At 71.5% G+C, this 16,400-nt stretch carries 15 protein-coding genes and 1 tRNA gene; 8 read left to right on the forward strand and 8 right to left on the reverse strand.

The features are described from left to right. The first annotated feature begins 213 nt into the window (after positions 1-213). A complete protein-coding gene (ppc, locus tag BM076_RS15370) occupies positions 214-2,949 on the forward strand; it encodes a phosphoenolpyruvate carboxylase (protein ID WP_093714098.1) in 2,736 nt (911 codons plus the stop codon). A 108-nt stretch (positions 2,950-3,057) separates the two neighbouring features. Here ppc and BM076_RS15375 read toward each other — a convergent pair whose 3' ends face one another. Together BM076_RS15375 and BM076_RS15380 are read right to left on the reverse strand one after the other, a co-directional pair. Further along, positions 3,058-3,810 (reverse strand): TetR/AcrR family transcriptional regulator, encoded by a 753-nt coding sequence (locus BM076_RS15375; RefSeq protein WP_245796073.1) that lies wholly within the window; start codon positions 3,808-3,810, stop codon positions 3,058-3,060. Positions 3,811-3,817: 7 nt separating this feature from the next. Beyond that, positions 3,818-4,834 carry an acyl-CoA desaturase gene (locus BM076_RS15380; protein WP_093714100.1) on the reverse strand — a complete coding sequence of 339 codons (1,017 nt, stop codon included), beginning with the start codon at positions 4,832-4,834 and terminating at the stop codon, positions 3,818-3,820. Positions 4,835-5,069: 235 nt separating this feature from the next. Between BM076_RS15380 and BM076_RS15385 the strand changes: the two genes are divergently transcribed. From BM076_RS15385 to BM076_RS15410, 6 genes are all read left to right on the forward strand, one after another. After that, a tRNA-Gln gene (locus BM076_RS15385) sits at positions 5,070-5,141 on the forward strand. Between the two features lie 119 nt (positions 5,142-5,260). Further along, positions 5,261-6,715 (forward strand): bifunctional UDP-N-acetylglucosamine diphosphorylase/glucosamine-1-phosphate N-acetyltransferase GlmU, encoded by a 1,455-nt coding sequence (gene glmU, locus BM076_RS15390; RefSeq protein WP_093714101.1) that lies wholly within the window; start codon positions 5,261-5,263, stop codon positions 6,713-6,715. A gap of 164 nt (positions 6,716-6,879) precedes the next feature. Continuing rightward, complete coding sequence (locus BM076_RS15395; RefSeq protein ID WP_093714102.1) at positions 6,880-7,860, forward strand: ribose-phosphate diphosphokinase; 981 nt, start codon at positions 6,880-6,882, stop codon at positions 7,858-7,860. 228 nt (positions 7,861-8,088) lie between these two features. Beyond that, positions 8,089-8,697, forward strand: a complete 609-nt coding sequence (locus BM076_RS15400; protein ID WP_093714103.1) for a 50S ribosomal protein L25/general stress protein Ctc — start codon at positions 8,089-8,091, stop codon at positions 8,695-8,697. Positions 8,698-8,785: 88 nt separating this feature from the next. Continuing rightward, complete coding sequence (pth, locus tag BM076_RS15405; RefSeq protein ID WP_093714104.1) at positions 8,786-9,379, forward strand: aminoacyl-tRNA hydrolase; 594 nt, start codon at positions 8,786-8,788, stop codon at positions 9,377-9,379. A gap of 131 nt (positions 9,380-9,510) precedes the next feature. Beyond that, complete coding sequence (locus BM076_RS15410) at positions 9,511-10,005, forward strand: hypothetical protein (RefSeq protein WP_093714105.1); 495 nt, start codon at positions 9,511-9,513, stop codon at positions 10,003-10,005. Positions 10,006-10,045: 40 nt separating this feature from the next. Here the strand turns inward: BM076_RS15410 and BM076_RS15415 are convergent, their stop codons facing one another. Beyond that, entirely contained in the window at positions 10,046-10,471 is a 426-nt protein-coding gene (locus tag BM076_RS15415; protein WP_245796074.1) for a VOC family protein, read from the reverse strand. Further along, positions 10,468-11,325 (reverse strand): trans-aconitate 2-methyltransferase, encoded by an 858-nt coding sequence (locus BM076_RS15420; protein ID WP_093714106.1) that lies wholly within the window; start codon positions 11,323-11,325, stop codon positions 10,468-10,470. Before BM076_RS15420 ends, BM076_RS15415 begins: the two co-directional genes overlap by 4 nt. Positions 11,326-11,491: 166 nt before the next feature. Here BM076_RS15420 and BM076_RS15425 point away from each other — a divergent pair, with 166 nt between their 5' ends. Further along, positions 11,492-11,989, forward strand: coding sequence for a MarR family winged helix-turn-helix transcriptional regulator (locus tag BM076_RS15425; protein WP_093714107.1), 498 nt, complete (start codon positions 11,492-11,494; stop codon positions 11,987-11,989). Here the strand turns inward: BM076_RS15425 and BM076_RS15430 are convergent. The 4 genes from BM076_RS15430 to galT all read right to left on the reverse strand — a co-directional run bounded on the left by BM076_RS15430 (position 11,948) and on the right by galT (position 16,276). Continuing rightward, positions 11,948-12,730: a helix-turn-helix transcriptional regulator gene (locus tag BM076_RS15430; protein ID WP_177246455.1), complete on the reverse strand. Its 783-nt coding sequence runs from the start codon at positions 12,728-12,730 to the stop codon at positions 11,948-11,950. The genes BM076_RS15425 and BM076_RS15430 overlap by 42 nt on opposite strands. Positions 12,731-13,029: 299 nt before the next feature. Next, positions 13,030-14,238 (reverse strand): galactokinase, encoded by a 1,209-nt coding sequence (gene galK, locus BM076_RS15435; protein ID WP_093714109.1) that lies wholly within the window; start codon positions 14,236-14,238, stop codon positions 13,030-13,032. Next, positions 14,235-15,233: a UDP-glucose 4-epimerase GalE gene (gene galE / locus BM076_RS15440; protein ID WP_093714110.1), complete on the reverse strand. Its 999-nt coding sequence runs from the start codon at positions 15,231-15,233 to the stop codon at positions 14,235-14,237. Before galE ends, galK begins: the two co-directional genes overlap by 4 nt. Next, positions 15,230-16,276: a galactose-1-phosphate uridylyltransferase gene (gene galT, locus BM076_RS15445; protein WP_093714111.1), complete on the reverse strand. Its 1,047-nt coding sequence runs from the start codon at positions 16,274-16,276 to the stop codon at positions 15,230-15,232. The genes galE and galT overlap by 4 nt, the downstream gene beginning before the upstream one ends. Between the last annotated feature and the right edge of the window lie 124 nt (positions 16,277-16,400).

Here is a 16,400-nt window from a genome sequence, read left to right on the forward strand (position 1 = left end):
GCGCCGTACGGGGCCGCCCCGTACACCGGCGGCCGGTCGTGGCACCCCGTGCCGTCCGGTATGGCACCCCGTGCTGTCCGCCAGGTGGGCGGCCCGTCTCGCCGCGCGGGCGGGCACCTATCCTGGAGCGGTCGGACAGCGCGGTCCGCCGCCACACCAGTCCCTACGCCTTGTTTGCCGTCGTCCACTTCCACTGCACAAGGAGCCGCACCTGTGAGCAGCGCCGACACCGCCCCGGAGAGCAGTACAGCCCTGCGAGCCGACATCCGCCGCCTGGGAGAACTGCTCGGCGGCACGCTGGTAAGGCAGGAAGGCCAGGAGCTTCTCGATCTCGTCGAACGGGTCCGTGCCCTGACCCGTTCCGACGGCGAGGCAGCCGCCGCCCTCCTCGGCGACACCGATCTGGAGACCGCCGCCAAGCTGGTCCGCGCCTTCTCCACCTACTTCCACCTGGCCAATGTCACCGAGCAGGTGCACCGCGGCCGTGATCTGCGCGAACGCCGCGCACAGGAGGGCGGCCTGCTCGCCCAGACCGCCGACCTGCTCAAGGACGGCGACCCCGAGCACGTACGCGAGACGGTCAAGAACCTCAATGTGCGGCCGGTGTTCACCGCGCACCCGACCGAGGCCGCGCGGCGCAGCGTGCTGAACAAGCTGCGCCGGATCGCCGAACTGCTGGACGACACCACCGGCCTGGTGGCGGGCGACCGGCGGCGCGCGGACCTGCGGCTGGCGGAGAACATCGACCTGCTGTGGCAGACCGACGAGCTGCGGGTGGTCCGCCCGGAGCCCGCGGACGAGGCCCGCAACGCCATCTACTACCTGGACGAGCTGCACTCGGTCGCGGTCGGCGACGTGCTGGAGGACCTGGCGGCCGAGCTGGAGCGGGTCGGGGTGCCGCTGCCGGCCGAGACCCGCCCGCTGACCTTCGGCACCTGGATCGGCGGCGACCGGGACGGCAATCCGAACGTCACCCCGCAGGTCACCTGGGACGTGCTGATCCTGCAGCACGAGCACGGCATCACCGACGCGCTGGACATGGTCGACGTACTGCGCGGCTCGCTGTCCAACTCCATCCGCAACTGCGGCGCGAGCACCGACCTGCTGGACTCGCTCGCCACCGACCTGGTGGCGCTGCCCGAGATCAGCCCGCGCTACAAGCGGCTGAACGCCGAGGAGCCGTACCGCCTCAAGGCGACCTGCATCCGGCAGAAGCTCGTCAACACCCGCGAACGCCTGGCCGGCGGCACTCCGCACGTCCCCGGCCGCGACTACCTGGGCAGCGCGGGCCTGCTGCACGACCTGAAGCTGATCCAGGACTCGCTGCGGGTGCACCGCGGCGGGCTGATCGCCGACGGCCGCCTCGACCGTACGATCCGCACCCTGGCCGCGTTCGGCCTCCAGCTGGCCACCATGGACGTGCGCGAGCACGCCGACGCGCACCACCACGCGCTGGGCCAGCTCTTCGACCGGCTCGGCGAGGAGTCCTGGCGGTACGCGGACATGCCGCGCGACTACCGCCGCAAGCTGCTGGCCAAGGAGCTGCGCTCGCGGCGCCCGCTGGCCCCGACCCCGGCGCCGCTGGACGAGGCGGGCGCCAAGACGCTCGGCGTCTTCCACACCATGCGGGAGGCGTTCGACCGGTTCGGGCCCGAGGTCATGGAGTCGTACATCATCTCGATGTGCTTCGGCTCCGACGACGTGTTCGCGGCGGCGGTGCTGGCCCGCGAGGCCGGTCTGATCGACCTGCACGCGGGGATCGCCAAGATCGGCATCGTGCCGCTGCTGGAGACCACCGTCGAGCTGAAGATCGCCGACCAGCTGCTGGACGAGATGCTCTCCGACCCGTCCTACCGGCGGCTGGTGTCGCTGCGCGGCGACGTGCAGGAGGTCATGCTCGGCTACAGCGACTCCTCGAAGTTCGGCGGCATCACCACCTCGCAGTGGGAGATCCACCGGGCGCAGCGCCGGCTGCGTGACGTCGCGCACCGGCACGGGGTGCGGCTGCGGCTCTTCCACGGCCGCGGCGGCACCGTCGGCCGCGGCGGCGGCCCCTCGCACACCGCGATCCTCGCCCAGCCCTGGGGCACCCTGGAGGGCGAGATCAAGGTGACCGAGCAGGGCGAGGTGATCTCGGACAAGTACCTGATCCCGTCGCTGGCCCGGGAGAATCTGGAGCTGACGGTCGCCGCCACCCTCCAGGCGTCGGCGCTGCACACCGCGCCCCGGCAGTCCGACGAGGCGCTGGCGCGCTGGGACGCGGCCATGGACATCGTCTCCGAGGCCGCCCACCAGTCCTACCGCGCGCTGGTCGAGGACCCGGACCTGCCGCCGTACTTCTTCGCCTCCACGCCCGTCGACCAGCTCGGCGAGCTGCACCTGGGCTCGCGGCCGTCCCGCCGCCCCGACTCGGGCGCGGGCCTGGACGGGCTGCGGGCCATCCCGTGGGTCTTCGGCTGGACGCAGTCCCGGCAGATCGTGCCGGGCTGGTACGGGGTCGGCTCGGGTCTGAAGGCGGCGCGCGAGGCGGGTCTCGGCCCGGTGATCGACGAGGCGTTCGGGCAGTGGCACTTCTTCCGCAACTTCCTGTCCAACGTCGAGATGACGCTGGCCAAGACGGATCTGCGGATCGCCCGGCACTACGTGGACACGCTGGTGCCCGACGAGCTGAAGCACGTCTTCGCCACGATCGAGGCGGAGCACGAGCTGACCGTCAGCGAGGTGCTGCGGATCACCGGGGAGTCGGAGCTGCTGGCGGGCAATCCGCTGCTGGCCCAGACCTTCCACATCCGTGACCAGTACCTGGACCCGATCTCCTACCTCCAGGTGACGCTGCTGGCCCGGCAGCGGGAGGCGGCCGAGCGGGGCGAGACCCCGGACCCGCTGCTGTCGCGGGCGCTGCTGCTGACCGTCAACGGTGTGGCGGCGGGGCTGCGCAACACCGGCTGACCGCACCCCTTTTTGAACCGGTTCGGAACTGACGCCGGGTGGACCGATGATCGGTCCACCCGGCGTCAGTGCTTCCTGGGCCCTTCGCGGCGTCAGTCATTCCCGGCGTCAGTTCTTGCGGTGCCCTATCAGCCGCGGTTTGGGCTCCAGGCCCGCCAGCCCGTTCCAGGACAGATTCACCAGGTGGGCGGCGACCTCCGCCTTCTTCGGCTTCTGCGCGTCCAGCCACCACTGGCCGGTCAGCGCCACCATGCCCACCAGCGCCTGCGCGTACAGCGGGGCGAGCTTGGGGTCGAAGCCGAGCCGTTTGAACTCATGGCCCAGGATGTCCTCGACCTGGGTGGCGATGTCGCTGATCAGCGAGGCGAAGGTGCCGGTGGACTGCGCCACCGGCGAGTCGCGGACCAGGATGCGGAAGCCGTCGGTGTACTGCTCGATGTAGTCGAGCAGCGCGAAGGCGGCCTGTTCCAGCAGCTCCCTGGGGTGGCCGCCGGTGAGGGCGCCGGTCACCATGTCGAGCAACCGGCGCATCTCGCGGTCGACCACGACGGCGTACAGCCCTTCCTTGCCGCCGAAGTGCTCGTACACCACCGGCTTGGAGACGCCCGCCTTGTGGGCGATCTCCTCGACCGAGGTGCCCTCGAAGCCGCGCTCCGCGAAGAGGGTGCGGCCGATGTCGAGGAGCTGTTCGCGCCGTTCCTTGCCGGTCATACGGACCCGGCGGGTGCGCCGGGCCGTCGATGCCGTCGCAGCTGGGCCCGCGGGACCGGAGGCCGTGGTTCCCGAGCCCGCCGAGCCGGTGGTCGTGCTTCTGCCGCCGCTGCTTCTCGCGTCGCCGTTCGATCGGCTGCCGTCGCTCACGCGTCAATCATGCCGCTTCACTGATGTTTTCCTTACGCCGGGCCGCGATCCGGTCCGCGCTCGGCCAGCGGACGTCGCTGGCCCAGCCGAGCTGCTCGCACCAGCGGATGATCCGGGCACTGGAGTCGACCTGGCCGCGCAGCACGCCGTGCCGGGCGGAGGTGGGGTCGGCGTGGTGCAGATTGTGCCAGGACTCGCCGCAGGACAGGACGGCCAGCCACCAGACGTTGCCGGAGCGGTCACGGGACTTGAAGGGGCGCTTGCCGGTCGCGTGGCAGATGGAGTTGATCGACCAGGTGACGTGGTGCAGCAGCGCCACCCGAACGAGTGAACCCCAGAAGAACGCGGTGAAGGCGCCGTACCACGACATCGTGACCAGGCCGCCGACCACCGGCGGGATGAGCAGCGAGATCAGCGTCCACAGCCAGAAGTCGCGGGAGACGCGGCGGATCGCCGGGTCCTTGATCAGGTCGGGGGCGTACTTCTGCTGCGGGGTCTGCTCCTCGTCGAACAGCCAGCCCATGTGCGCCCACCACAGGCCCTTCATCAGGGCGGGCAGCGTCTCGCCGTACCGCCAGGGGCTGTGCGGGTCGCCCTCGGCGTCGCTGAACTTGTGGTGCCTGCGGTGGTCGGCGACCCACCGCACGATCGGGCCCTCGACGGCCATCGAGCCGGCGATCGCGAGCGCGATCTTCAGCGGGCGCTTGGCCTTGAAGGAGCCGTGGGTGAAGTGCCGGTGGAAGCCGATGGTGATGCCGTGGCAGCCCAGGAAGTACATGCCGACCATGAGGCCGAGATCCAGCCAGCTCATGCCGCGGCCCCAGGCCAGCGGAACGGCGGCCACCAGGGCCACGAAGGGGATGGTGATGAAGAGCAGCAGGGCGATCTGCTCGATCGAGCGCTTGCTCTCGCCACCGCGGGTGGCGCTGCTCAGCGCCGCGTCCTGTCCGGAATCCTGTCCGGAATCCTGGCCGGAGGGCCCGGGTTCCCGGGATTCGGGCCTCACGTCCGTATCTGTGGTCATGTCTGTCCCTCGGGGGTCTGGGGGGGCTGTTTTCAGCCGGTCACGCCCGTAACTTACGGCGCCGTAAGTATTGCAGCGGCGCACGCCGGGCGACAGAACCACTTGGAGGCGGCCCGTCCGGTCGTTCTCTACCCCGGCTCTACCCAGGATCACCGTCGCGTCCACCCCCGCTCGTACGGCATGATGGTGAAGTCCTGCCCGACCGGCCCGCCAACGGGCCGCGAACGCGGGTGGATCCGCCGTGGTGTAATTGGCAGCACTGGGGCTTTTGGTGCCTTATGTCCGGGTTCGAGTCCTGGCGGCGGAGCATCTTCACGGGGTAACCGGGCGGCCCCGGCCGGTCCGGCCGGGGCCGCCCGGCGTCCCACCGGGGAGCCGTCGGTATCCTGCGGATGTCCAGCACCCGAAGCCGAGGAGCCTCCTCCCGTGAGCCCCAACCGTCCGGCTGCCGTCGTCGTCCTCGCCGCGGGTGAGGGCACACGCATGAAGTCGGCCACCCCGAAGGTCCTGCACACCATCAGCGGTCGTTCCCTGGTCGGCCATGTGGTGGCCGCCTCCCGCGAACTGGACCCGGAGCACCTGGTGGTGGTCGTCGGCCACGCTCGCGAGCAGGTCACCGAGCACCTGGCCGGCATCGACCCGCGGGCCCGTACCGCCGTGCAGCACGAGCAGAACGGCACCGGGCACGCGGTCAGGACCGCGCTGGACGAGCTGGCCGCGCAGGGCGTCGTGCTGGACGGCACCGTCGTGGTCACCTACGGCGACACCCCGCTGCTGACCGCCGGAACACTGCACACCCTGGTCGGCGCGCACGAGAGCGACGGCAACGCCGTCACGGTGCTCACCGCGCAGGTGCCCGACCCCACCGGCTACGGCCGGATCGTCCGCTCCGCCGACGGCCGGGTCACCGCGATCGTCGAGCAGAAGGACGCCGACGCCGCCCAGCAGGCGATCGCCGAGATCAACTCCGGGGTCTACGCCTTCGACGCGGCCCTGCTCGCCGACGCGCTCGGCAAGATCACCACGGACAACTCGCAGGGCGAGGAGTATCTGACCGACACCCTCGGCATCCTGCGCGAGGCCGGCCACCGGGTCGGCGCCTTCGTCGCCGCCGACCACCGCGAGATCGCCGGGGTCAACAACCGGGTGCAGCTCGCCGAGGCCCGCCGGGTGCTCAACGACCGGCTGCTGACCCGCGCCATGCTGGACGGCGCCACCATCGTCGACCCCGCCTCCACCTGGGTGGACGTGGACGTCCGCTTCGAGCCGGACGCGCTGGTGCACCCCAACACCCAGCTGCTGGGCGCCACCAGCGTCGCCGCGGGCGCCGAGGTCGGCCCCGCGTGCACGCTCACCGACACCGTCGTGGGCGCCGGCGCCAAGGTCTCCCACACCGTCGCCGACCAGGCCGAGATCGGCGAGCAGGCGACCGTCGGCCCGTACGCGTATCTGCGCCCCGGCGCCAAGCTCGGCCGCAAGGCCAAGGCCGGTACCTACGTCGAGATGAAGAACGCCTCGATCGGCGAGGGCACCAAGGTGCCGCACCTCAGTTATGTGGGTGACGCCACGATCGGCGACTACACCAACATCGGCGCGGCCAGCGTCTTCGTGAACTACGACGGCGAGGCCAAGCACCACACCACGATCGGCAGCTACTGCAAGACCGGCTCCGACAACATGTTCGTGGCGCCGATCACCGTCGGGGACGGCGCCTACACCGCGGCCGGTTCGGTGATCACCAAGGACGTGCCCGCCGGTTCGCTGGCCGTCGCCCGCGGGCAGCAGCGCAACATCGAGGGCTGGGTGGCGCGCAAGCGCCCCGGCAGCGCCGCGGCGCAGGCCGCCGAACGCGCCCAGGGTTCCGGCGACGGGAACGAGTGAGAGCCGCGTGAGGGCCGAGTGAGGGTCGTCTCATACGGCCCTCGCGAGGTGCACGGATGCGCCCTATGGGGCGTACCGTGTGGGGTGCACACAATTCCGCCGGCGCGCCGAACCGAAGGCGACGCTGTGCCGAACACCAGTCGAAACTCCAAGGAGACGGTGCAGTGACCGGGATCAAGACGACCGGTGAGAAGAAGCTGATGCTCTTCTCCGGCCGCGCCCACCCCGATCTGGCGGAGGCGGTGGCACACAGTCTCGGCGTCGGGATCGTGCCGACCAAGGCTTTCGACTTCGCCAACGGCGAGATCTACGTGCGGTTCGAGGAGTCGGCCCGCGGCGCGGACTGCTTCCTGATCCAGAGCCACACCAACCCCATCAACCAGTGGATCATGGAGCAGCTGATCATGCTCGATGCTCTCAAGCGCGCCTCCGCGCGGAGCATCACCGTGATCGTGCCCTTCTACGGCTACGCCCGGCAGGACAAGAAGCACCGCGGCCGCGAGCCGATCTCGGCCCGGCTGATGGCGGACCTGTTCAAGACCGCGGGCGCCGACCGGATCCTCACCGTCGACCTGCACACCGACCAGATCCAGGGCTTCTTCGACGGCCCGGTGGACCACCTGTTCGCGCTGCCGGTGCTCGCCGACTACGTGGGCGCCAAGGTCGACCGCACCAAGCTGACCGTGGTCTCCCCCGACGCCGGCCGGGTCCGGGTCGCCGACCGCTGGTGCGACCGGCTCGGCGCGCCGCTGGCCATCGTGCACAAGCGCCGCGACCCCGACGTCGCCAACCAGGTGAAGGTCCACGAGGTCGTCGGTGACGTCAAGGGCCGGGTCTGCGTCCTGGTCGACGACATGATCGACACCGGCGGCACGATCTGCGCCGCCGCCGACGCGCTGTTCGCCAACGGCGCCGAGGACGTCATCGTCACCGCCACCCACGGTGTGCTCTCCGGCCCCGCCGCGGACCGGCTGAAGAACTCCCGGGTGAGCGAGTTCATCCTCACCGACACGCTGCCGACGCCGCGCGAGCTGAACCTCGACAAGATCACCGTGCTGTCGATGGCGCCGACCATCGCCAACGCGGTGCGCGAGGTGTTCGAGGACGGGTCGGTCACCAGCCTCTTCGAGGACGCGCCGCACTGACCCGGCCACCGGGCCCGTCCCGTTGATCGATTTCTCCCGGGGCCTCCCCGCCGGTTACGCTGTCCGCGTTGCTCGGCGAGGGAGGCCCCGGCACGTCCGGCGGACCTCCGTTATCGGCGCGCTCCTCGTAACACCGTCCGCGTGCGCGGACGTGAGTCGTGGAACGGCCCGTCGTGGGTCGGGTGACGATGAGTCCCGTTTCTTCCCGATTCCGAGGAGTTGAGCATCATGGCCGAGGTCAAGATCGCCGCAGAACTGCGCACCGAATTCGGCAAGGGCGCCGCCCGCCGGGTGCGCCGCGCCCACCAGGTGCCCGGTGTCATCTACGGTCACGGCGCCGAGCCGAAGCACGTCTCCATCCCCGGCCACGAGCTGCTGCTCGCGCTGCGCACCGCGAACGTGCTGATCTCGCTGGAGCTGGACGGCTCCTCCGAGCTGGTCATCCCCAAGGCCGTGCAGCGCGACCCGCTGAAGGGCCACCTGGAGCACGTCGACCTGCTGGCCGTCAAGCGCGGCGAGAAGGTCACCGTCGAGATCCCGGTGCAGACCGAGGGCGAGCCGGCCCCCGGCGGCAACCTGCTGGAGCACGTCCTCAACACCCTGCCGGTCGAGGCCGAGGCCACCCACATCCCGACCGCCGTCACCGTCTCCGTCGAGGGCCTGGAGGCCGGTGCCTCCATCCTCGCCAAGGACATCGAGCTGCCCAAGGGCTCGACACTGGCGGTCGACGAGGACGCCGTCGTGATCCAGGTCGTCGCCGCGCAGGCCGAGGCCCCGGAGGAGGACACCGAGGAGGCCGCCGAGGGCGCCGAGGAAGCCCCCGCCGCCGAGGCGTGAGCCTTCCCCCGCTTCCGGCCGCCGTCGCACCCGTGCAGGGTGCGACGGCGGCCGTTCACGCTGCACGCCCTCTACGCCGGAGACGTGGATGAGTGACACCTCAGGGCCCTGGCTGGTGGCCGGCCTCGGCAATCCCGGACCCGAGTACGCGGGGAACCGGCACAACATCGGCTTCATGGTGGCCGACCTGCTGGCCGAGCGGATCGGCGGCCGGTTCAAGCGCGCGCAGAAGGCGCAGGCCATGGTCGTGGAGGGCCGGATCGGCCCGCCCGGGCCCGCCAACCAGCGGGTGGTGCTGGCCAAGCCGCAGTCGTACATGAATCTGTCGGGCGGTCCGGTCACCGCGCTGCGCGACTTCTACAAGGTGTCCACCGGGCGGATCATCGCCGTCCACGACGAGCTGGACATCGACTACGGGACGCTGCGGCTGAAGCTGGGCGGCGGCGACAACGGGCACAACGGGCTGAAGTCGATGACCAAGGCGATGGGCCCGGACTATCTGCGGGTGCGCGCCGGGATCGGCCGGCCGCCGGGGCGGATGGACGTGGCGGCCTTCGTGCTCAAGGACTTCTCGTCCACCGAGCGCAAGGAGCTGGACTGGTTCGTGGACCGGGCGGCCGACGCGGTCGAGGCACTGATCACCGAGGGCCTGGAACGCGCGCAGAGCACGTACAACAGCTGACGGCGACCGGGCGGTACGGATCCGCCGGACGGTACGGGCCCACCGGACGGCGCGGGTCCGACGGGGCCGCCGACTGCCGTCCTGGGCCGAACAGTTGACCGGACGCCGTGCGATGGCCAAAGATCGCCCGCATGGTCAAACGCAGCCGCTCGCGCCGGATGGCCGAGGGCACCTGGGGCCTGGTGCTGCTCTCCCGTGTGGTGGGCGCCTGGGCGCTGATCCTGCTGCTCCTGGCGTCCGGCGCCTGGGACTCGTGGAAGACCGCGCAGTACCTCGTCCTCACCAAGGGGCACGAGCGCGGCACGATGACGCTGGCCCACTGCGCCGACTCCACCTGCACCGGCCCCTTCTCCCCCAAGGGCTCCGCGGTGGCCCGCCCCGAGGTACGGATCAGCCTGCCGGTCAGGCACCACGTCGGCGACCGTGTGCCGGTCGTGGTGGAGCCGGACAGCGACACCGTCGTACGGTCCGGCTGGGGCGGTTTCTTCTTCTCCTGGGTGCCGCTGGCCGGCGCGCTGCTGCTGGCCGGGATCGTGGCCGGCGGGGCGCTGCGGATGCGGCGCACCGGCTGGACCCTGGCGGGGCTCGGGGCGGCGCTGGTGGGCGCGGCCTTCCTGCTGCTCTGACCTCCGGCCGCGCCCCACTCCACCTCCTCCGGTCGGGCGTTCAGCCCTTGAGCGGCGTCGGCTCCAGGAATTCCAGCCGGTTGCCGACCGGGTCCTCGCTGTAGAAGCGGGAGTGGGCCGGCAGGTCGTAGTCCCAGACCACCTCCGCGCCGCGCGCCTGGAGTTCCTTGGCGTAGGCGAAGATCCCGGTGACCCGGATGCCCGGGTGCGCCTTGCGCGCGGGCCTGAAGTCCTCCTCGATCCCCAGGTGCAGCACCGCGGATCCGGCGCCGAACCAGCAGCCGCCGCGCGCCGCGAGCACCGGCGGCTTGGTCAGCTCGGTCATCCCCAGCACGCCCGTGTAGTACGCGCGCAGCCGGTCCTCGCTGCCGGGCGGCGCGGCGAGCTGCACATGGTCGATCCCGGCGATGCCCGGGGCCCCGGAGCCGCCGGAGCCGCCGGAGTCCCCGCTGTCGCCCGCTGTCATACGGCGGCCTCCGGGGCGGTCGCCGGGGAGGGCACAGGAGCGGGCACCTTGTGCGCGACGGCGAAGATCCGCCGGAAGGGGAAGACGGTGCCGTGCGGGCCCGGCGGATACGCCTTGCGCAGCAGGTCCCGGTACTGCCCGACGAATTCCGCCGCCGCGCCCCGGTCGCCGTCCAGCGCCGTCAGTACGGGCCGCAGCGCGGTGCCCTTGGTCCACTCCAGCACCGGGTCCTCGCCCTGGAGCAGCTGGACGTACGTCGACTCCCACACGTCGGCCGCGCAGCCCAGTTCCGTGAGCTGTTCCAGATAGTCGGCGGGGCTGAGGATGTGGACGTAGCGGCGGCCGTGCCCGTCGAGCCGGTCGCGCCACCGCGGGGTGTCGCACAGCTCGCCGAGCAGCGCGTGGCTGGGCGCGTTGAAATTGCCGGGCACCTGTAAGGCGAGGGTGCCGCCGGGCGTGATGTGCTCAAGCCAGCCGGGGAAGCTGTCGGCGTGGCCGGGCACCCACTGGAGCGCGGCGTTGGACACGATCAGGTCGAAGGGCTCCTCGGGCACCCAGTGGGCCGCGTCGGCGTACCGGAAGTCCAGCTCACCGCCACCCGCCGTGGGTCCCGCGTACCGCGCCGCCGCCTCCAGCATCTCCCGCGAGCTGTCGAACCCGGTGATCCTGGCACCCGGCCAGCGGTCCGCGAGCAGCGCGGTGACATTGCCGGGACCGCAGCCGATGTCGGCGATCCGGGGCGCGTCGCCGCCGGGCAGTTCCGGAATACGGGTGAGGAGGTCGAGGAAAGGGCGGGTGCGGTGGGTGGAGTGCTGGAGATACTGGTGCGGGTCCCACGTTGGCGCTGCTTGCATCGTCGTACTCCCTGGCTGATCTCGGCCGGCTGCGCACAGCCGCTGCCGAAACGGAGGGCGATGTTCTGCCCTCTGGTCGGACTCCAGGCTCCCCCCATGGATATCTTGAAGTCAAGAGGCTTCATATCAAGAGACTTCATATCGACAGACCTACTACACTGATCCCATGGAGGACGAGGTCGACCGGCTGGTCGCTGCATGGCGCCGAGAGCGCCCCGACCTCGACGTGGAACCGCTTGAGGTGCTCAGCCGGGTCAGCAGGCTCGCCCGGCACCTGGACCGCGCCCGGCGGCTGGCCTTCGCCGAGCACAGCCTCGAACCGTGGGAGTTCGACGTGCTCACCTCGCTGCGCCGCACCGGACCGCCGTATCAGCTCTCGCCGGGGCAGCTGCTCACCCAGACGCTGGTCACCTCCGGGACGATGACCAACCGCATCGACCGGCTCACCAAGAAGGGCCTGGTCGAGCGGCTGCCCGACCCCAGCGACCGGCGCGGTGTGCTGGTCCGGCTCACCGAGGAGGGCCAGGACCGCGCCGACCAGGCGCTGGCCGGGCTGCTCGCGCAGGAGCGGGCCATCCTCGGCGAGCTGTCGGCGCGGCAGCGCGCGGACCTGGCCGGGCTGCTACGACAGCTGACCGCGCCGTTCGACAACGTCCCCGGCTGACGGCACCAGCTCCACCGGACCCACGCCCGCCCGCCGGGCCAGCGCGACCGCCGCCAGTGTGGAGTGCACGCCCAGCTTGCCCAGCACATTCTGCATATGGGTGCGGACCGTGTGCGGCGACAGGAACAGCCGCTCGGCGACCGCCTTGCGGCCGAGCCCGGCCACCATGCAGCGCAGCACCTCCTGCTCGCGCGGTGTCAGCGACTCCACCAGGCGCTCGCTCTCGGTGCGGTGCCTGCGGGCCGCGGTCAGTTCGCGCAGCACCCCGGTCAGCAGCGCGGGCGGCAGATGCGTCTCGTCGCGCAGCACGCCGCGTACGACGGCCAGCAGCCGGGACAGCGAGCAGTCCTTGGCCACCCAGCCGGACGCGCCCGCCTGGAGCGCGCGGGCGGCGCGGCGCGCGTCGTCCCGTTCGGCCAGCACGACCGTACGCGTGCCCGGATAGTCCGCCCTGACCCGTTCGACCAGCGCCAGGCCGTCGAGGACCGGCTCCTGTTCGACGGGGATGCGCGGCACCGCGGCGAGCGCGACCGGCGGGCGCGGGCCGTCCCCGAGGTCGGCGTCGACCAGCAGTACGTCATACCGCCGGTTGTCGGCCGCCGCCCGGTCCAGGCAGCGCTGCGCCGCGGGGCCGCTCCCCGCGGCCGACACGTCGACGTCCGGTTCCGCCGCGAGTGCGGCGGCGAGCGACTCGGCGAAGATGCGATGGTCATCGACGACGAGAACGCGGATTCGTCCCACGGGTACCACTCCCGGTGTTGGGCACTCCCCCAGTGGCGGGGCGTCGTTCACGTGGGATCCGGCACCCGGATCGGGACCGCCGCCCCTGCCCGGGTGCCGAACCCCTTGTGTCTCGCCCCCTGATGCACGCCGGCCCCCACCGGCGCTGTGCCAAAAGCGTAGGGCGTACCGCCCGCGTTGGCGCCGTCTTGGCGGAACTTCCCGGCACCGGAATTCACGCTTCCGTCGCACGGCGGTACGCGAGTGACCACGGTGACGTACGGTCCGCGAGACGGCTCCTGCCGCCTCGTACAGCCGCCTCACACCAGCCGGTGCGCCCCCGGTCCCGCCGTGGTCGGGAAGAGCCGGGCCGTCGGCAGCGCCCGGAGAATCTCCGCCGAGATCCGCTCGGCCTCGCCCGCGTCCACCAGGACGATCGCGGAGCCGCCGAAGCCGCCGCCGGTCATCCGCGCCCCGAGGGCGCCCGCGGCGAGCGCGGTGTCGACCACGAGGTCGAGTTCGGCGCAGGAGACCCGGAAGTCGTCGCGCAGCGAGGCGTGCCCGGCGGTCAGCACCGGGCCGATCTCCCGGGTGCGGCCCGCGTCGAGCAGCGCGATGACCTCCTCCACGCGCCGGTTCTCGGTGACCACGTGCCGGGTGAGCCGCCGCAGCCGCTCGTCCGGCAGCGCGGCGAGCGCGGCGTCCAGGCCGTCGAAGTCGACGTCGCGCAGGGCGGGCAGGCCGAGCGCCGCGGCGGCGGCCTCACACCCGGCGCGCAGCTCCCCGTACGCGCCGTCGGCGTGCGCGTGCTTCACCCGGGTGTCGACCACGAGCAGTTGCAGCCCCTGGGCGGCGAGGTCGAACGGCACCTGCCGCTGGCCGAGCCCGCGCACGTCCAGGTGCAGCGCGTGCCCTTCGGTGCAGCAGGCGGACGCCGTCTGGTCCATGACGCCGACGGGCGCGCCCACGTACGTGTTCTCCGACGACTGGCACAGCAGCGCCAGCTCCTGGCGCGGCAGGTCCAGGCCGTGCAGTTCGGTGAGCGCGAGCGCGGTGACGACCTGGAGCGCCGCCGAGGACGACAGGCCGCCGCCGACCGGCACATTGCTGTCGTAGTGGATGTCGGCGCCGGCGATGTCGTGGCCGGCCTGCCGCAGCGTCCACAGCACGGCCGCCGGGTAGACCGCCCACCCCCGCGTCGTACCGGGCGCCAGGTCGTCGATCCGCAGCTCCACGACACCGCCGTCCATGTCGGCGGAGTGCACGCGCAGCAGACCGTCGTCGCGGCGCGCGACCGCCGCCCTGGTGCGGTGCGGGAGCGCGAACGGCATCACATAGCCGTCGTTGTAGTCGGTGTGCTCGCCGATCAGATTGACCCGGCCGGGCGCCGCCCATATGCCTTCCGGCGCACGGCCGTAGATGTTCTTGAACGCGATCTCGAACGCGGCCTCGCTGCCCGCGCCCGCGTCCGTACGCGCTCCTGTGCCCGCGTCCGTACGCGTCCCCGTACCCGAACCGGCTTCCGTCATCGACCGTCCTCCTGCGCTAGCGACTGGGCGAAATTCCATGCGTCGCGGATGATCTCCGCGAGGTCGGTGCGGCTGGGCCGCCAGCCGAGCCGCTCCTTGGCGCGCTCGGCGGAGGCGACCAGGACGGCCGGGTCGCCGGCCCGGCGCGGCTCGTCGGTCGCCGGGATGGGGTGCCCGGTGACCCGCCGGGCGGCCTCGATGACCTCACGGACGGAGAAGCCGTTGCCGTTGCCGAGGTTGCAGATCAGGTGCTCGCCGCGCGGCGCCTTGTCCAGCGCGAGCAGATGGGCCTCGGCGAGGTCGGCGACATGGATGTAGTCGCGCAGGCAGGTGCCGTCCGGCGTCGGGTAGTCGTCGCCGAAGACCGAGACGGCCGCCCTGCGGCCCTGCGCGACCTGGAGGACCAGCGGGATCAGGTGCGACTCGGGGTCGTGCCGCTCGCCGTGACCGCCGTACGCGCCCGCCACGTTGAAGTAGCGCAGCGACACCGCGGACAGGCCGTGCGCGGCGCACTCGCTGGTGATCATGTGGTCGACGGCGAGCTTGCTCGCGCCGTACGGATTGGTGGGCGCGGTCGGCGCGTCCTCGGTGATGGGGATGGCGACCGGCTCGCCGTAGGTGGCGGCGGTGGAGGAGAAGACGAGGGTGCGCACCCCCGAGTCGCGCATGGCGGCCAGCAGTTCGAGGGTGCCGGCCACATTGTTGCGCCAGTACTTCTCGGGCACGACGACGGACTCGCCGACCTGCGAGGAGGCGGCGAAGTGCAGCACCGCGTCATAGGTGCTGTCCAGCACCTTGCCGGCGTCCTGGATCCGGCCCTCGACGAACTCCGCGCCCCGCGGGACACCGGCGAGGAAGCCGGTGGACAGGTCGTCCAGCACCGTCACCCGGTGACCGGCCTCCAGCAGGTGCGCGGCCACGACGCCGCCGACGTATCCGGCGCCGCCGGTGACCAGGACCTTCTTCGGCCGACCCGCTGTTTGCCCAGTGCTCACTTGCCCGCTACCTCTCGCAGTCGCAACGCCGCGGACTCCGGCGGCACATCATTGATGAAAGCGCCCATTCCGGACTCGGAGCCCGCGAGGAACTTCAGCTTGCCCGATGTCCGCCGGATAGTGAAAAGCTCCAGGTGCAGGGCGAAGTCGCGTCGGTCCGGCGCGTTGAACGGCGCCTGGTGCCAGCCGGAGATGTACGGGGTGCGCGGCTGGTCCTCGCCGAAGATCCGGTCGAAGCGGCGCAGCAGGTCCAGGTAGACCAGCGGGAATTCGGCGCGCGCGTCCTCGTCGAGGCCGAGCAGGTCGGGCACCCGGCGGTTGGGGTAGAGGTGCACCTCGTACGGCCAGTGCGCCGCGTACGGCACGAAGGCCGTCCAGTGCTCGCCCGTCACGACGATCCGGCTGCCGTCGGCGCGCTCGTCGGCCAGCACGTCGTCGAAGAGATTGCGGCCGCCGGTGCGTTCGCGGTGCTCGGCCAGCGAGCGCAGCATCAGGGCGGTGCGCGGGGTGGTGAACGGATAGGCGTAGATCTGGCCGTGCGGGTGGCCGAGGGTGACGCCGATCTCCTCGCCGCGGTTCTCGAACGGGAAGACCTGCTCCACGCCCGGCAGTTGGCCCAGCTCGCGGGTGCGGTCGGTCCAGGCGTCCAGCACCAGGCGGGCCGAGGCGGGGCTCAGGTCGGCGAAGGACGCGTCGTGGTCGGGGGTGAAGCAGACCACCTCGCAGCGGCCCGCGTCGCCGGTCAGCGACGGGAAGCGGTTCTCGAAGACGACCACCTCGTAGTCGCCGTCCGGGATCTCGCTGAGCCGGCCCTCCCTGGACGGGCACAGCGGGCACTCGTCGGCCGGCGGGTGGTACGTACGGCCCTGCCGGTGCGAGGCGACGGCGACGGTGTCGCCGAGCAGCCGGTCGGCGCGCAGTTCGGACTCGGTGGCGACGGGCTCCAGCGGGCGGCGGTCCACGGCGTCGCGTACGACGTCGTCCCTGGAGTCGTAGTAGATCAGCTCACGGCCGTCGGCGAGCCGGGTCGTCGTCTTCTTCACCCTTGAGGCCCCTCATCACAAGCACTCAACACGCACTCAACATAATCAAACACAAGGAACCACAAAATAACAGTCCGGTCAATGGGGGGTCCACTCCGATGCTTGAAACAGGTTGATTGTGGTG

Origin of the sequence: Actinacidiphila alni (genome assembly GCF_900112845.1) — a bacterium.
Classification (GTDB): Bacteria; Actinomycetota; Actinomycetes; order Streptomycetales; family Streptomycetaceae; genus Actinacidiphila; species Actinacidiphila alni.

Excerpts from the sequence above, each read along its gene's own strand:
- BM076_RS15425 (WP_093714107.1), top strand. The coding sequence starts at position 11,492 with ATGGAGGACGAGGTCGACCGGCTGGTCGCTGCATGGCGCCGAGAGCGC.
- BM076_RS15400 (WP_093714103.1), top strand. The coding sequence starts at position 8,089 with ATGGCCGAGGTCAAGATCGCCGCAGAACTGCGCACCGAATTCGGCAAG.
- BM076_RS15380 (WP_093714100.1), bottom strand. The coding sequence starts at position 4,834 with ATGACCACAGATACGGACGTGAGGCCCGAATCCCGGGAACCCGGGCCC.
- BM076_RS15420 (WP_093714106.1), bottom strand. The coding sequence starts at position 11,325 with ATGCAAGCAGCGCCAACGTGGGACCCGCACCAGTATCTCCAGCACTCC.
- galK (WP_093714109.1), bottom strand. The coding sequence starts at position 14,238 with ATGACGGAAGCCGGTTCGGGTACGGGGACGCGTACGGACGCGGGCACA.
- BM076_RS15410 (WP_093714105.1), top strand. The coding sequence starts at position 9,511 with ATGGTCAAACGCAGCCGCTCGCGCCGGATGGCCGAGGGCACCTGGGGC.
- pth (WP_093714104.1), top strand. The coding sequence starts at position 8,786 with ATGAGTGACACCTCAGGGCCCTGGCTGGTGGCCGGCCTCGGCAATCCC.
- BM076_RS15415 (WP_245796074.1), bottom strand. The coding sequence starts at position 10,471 with ATGACAGCGGGCGACAGCGGGGACTCCGGCGGCTCCGGCGGCTCCGGG.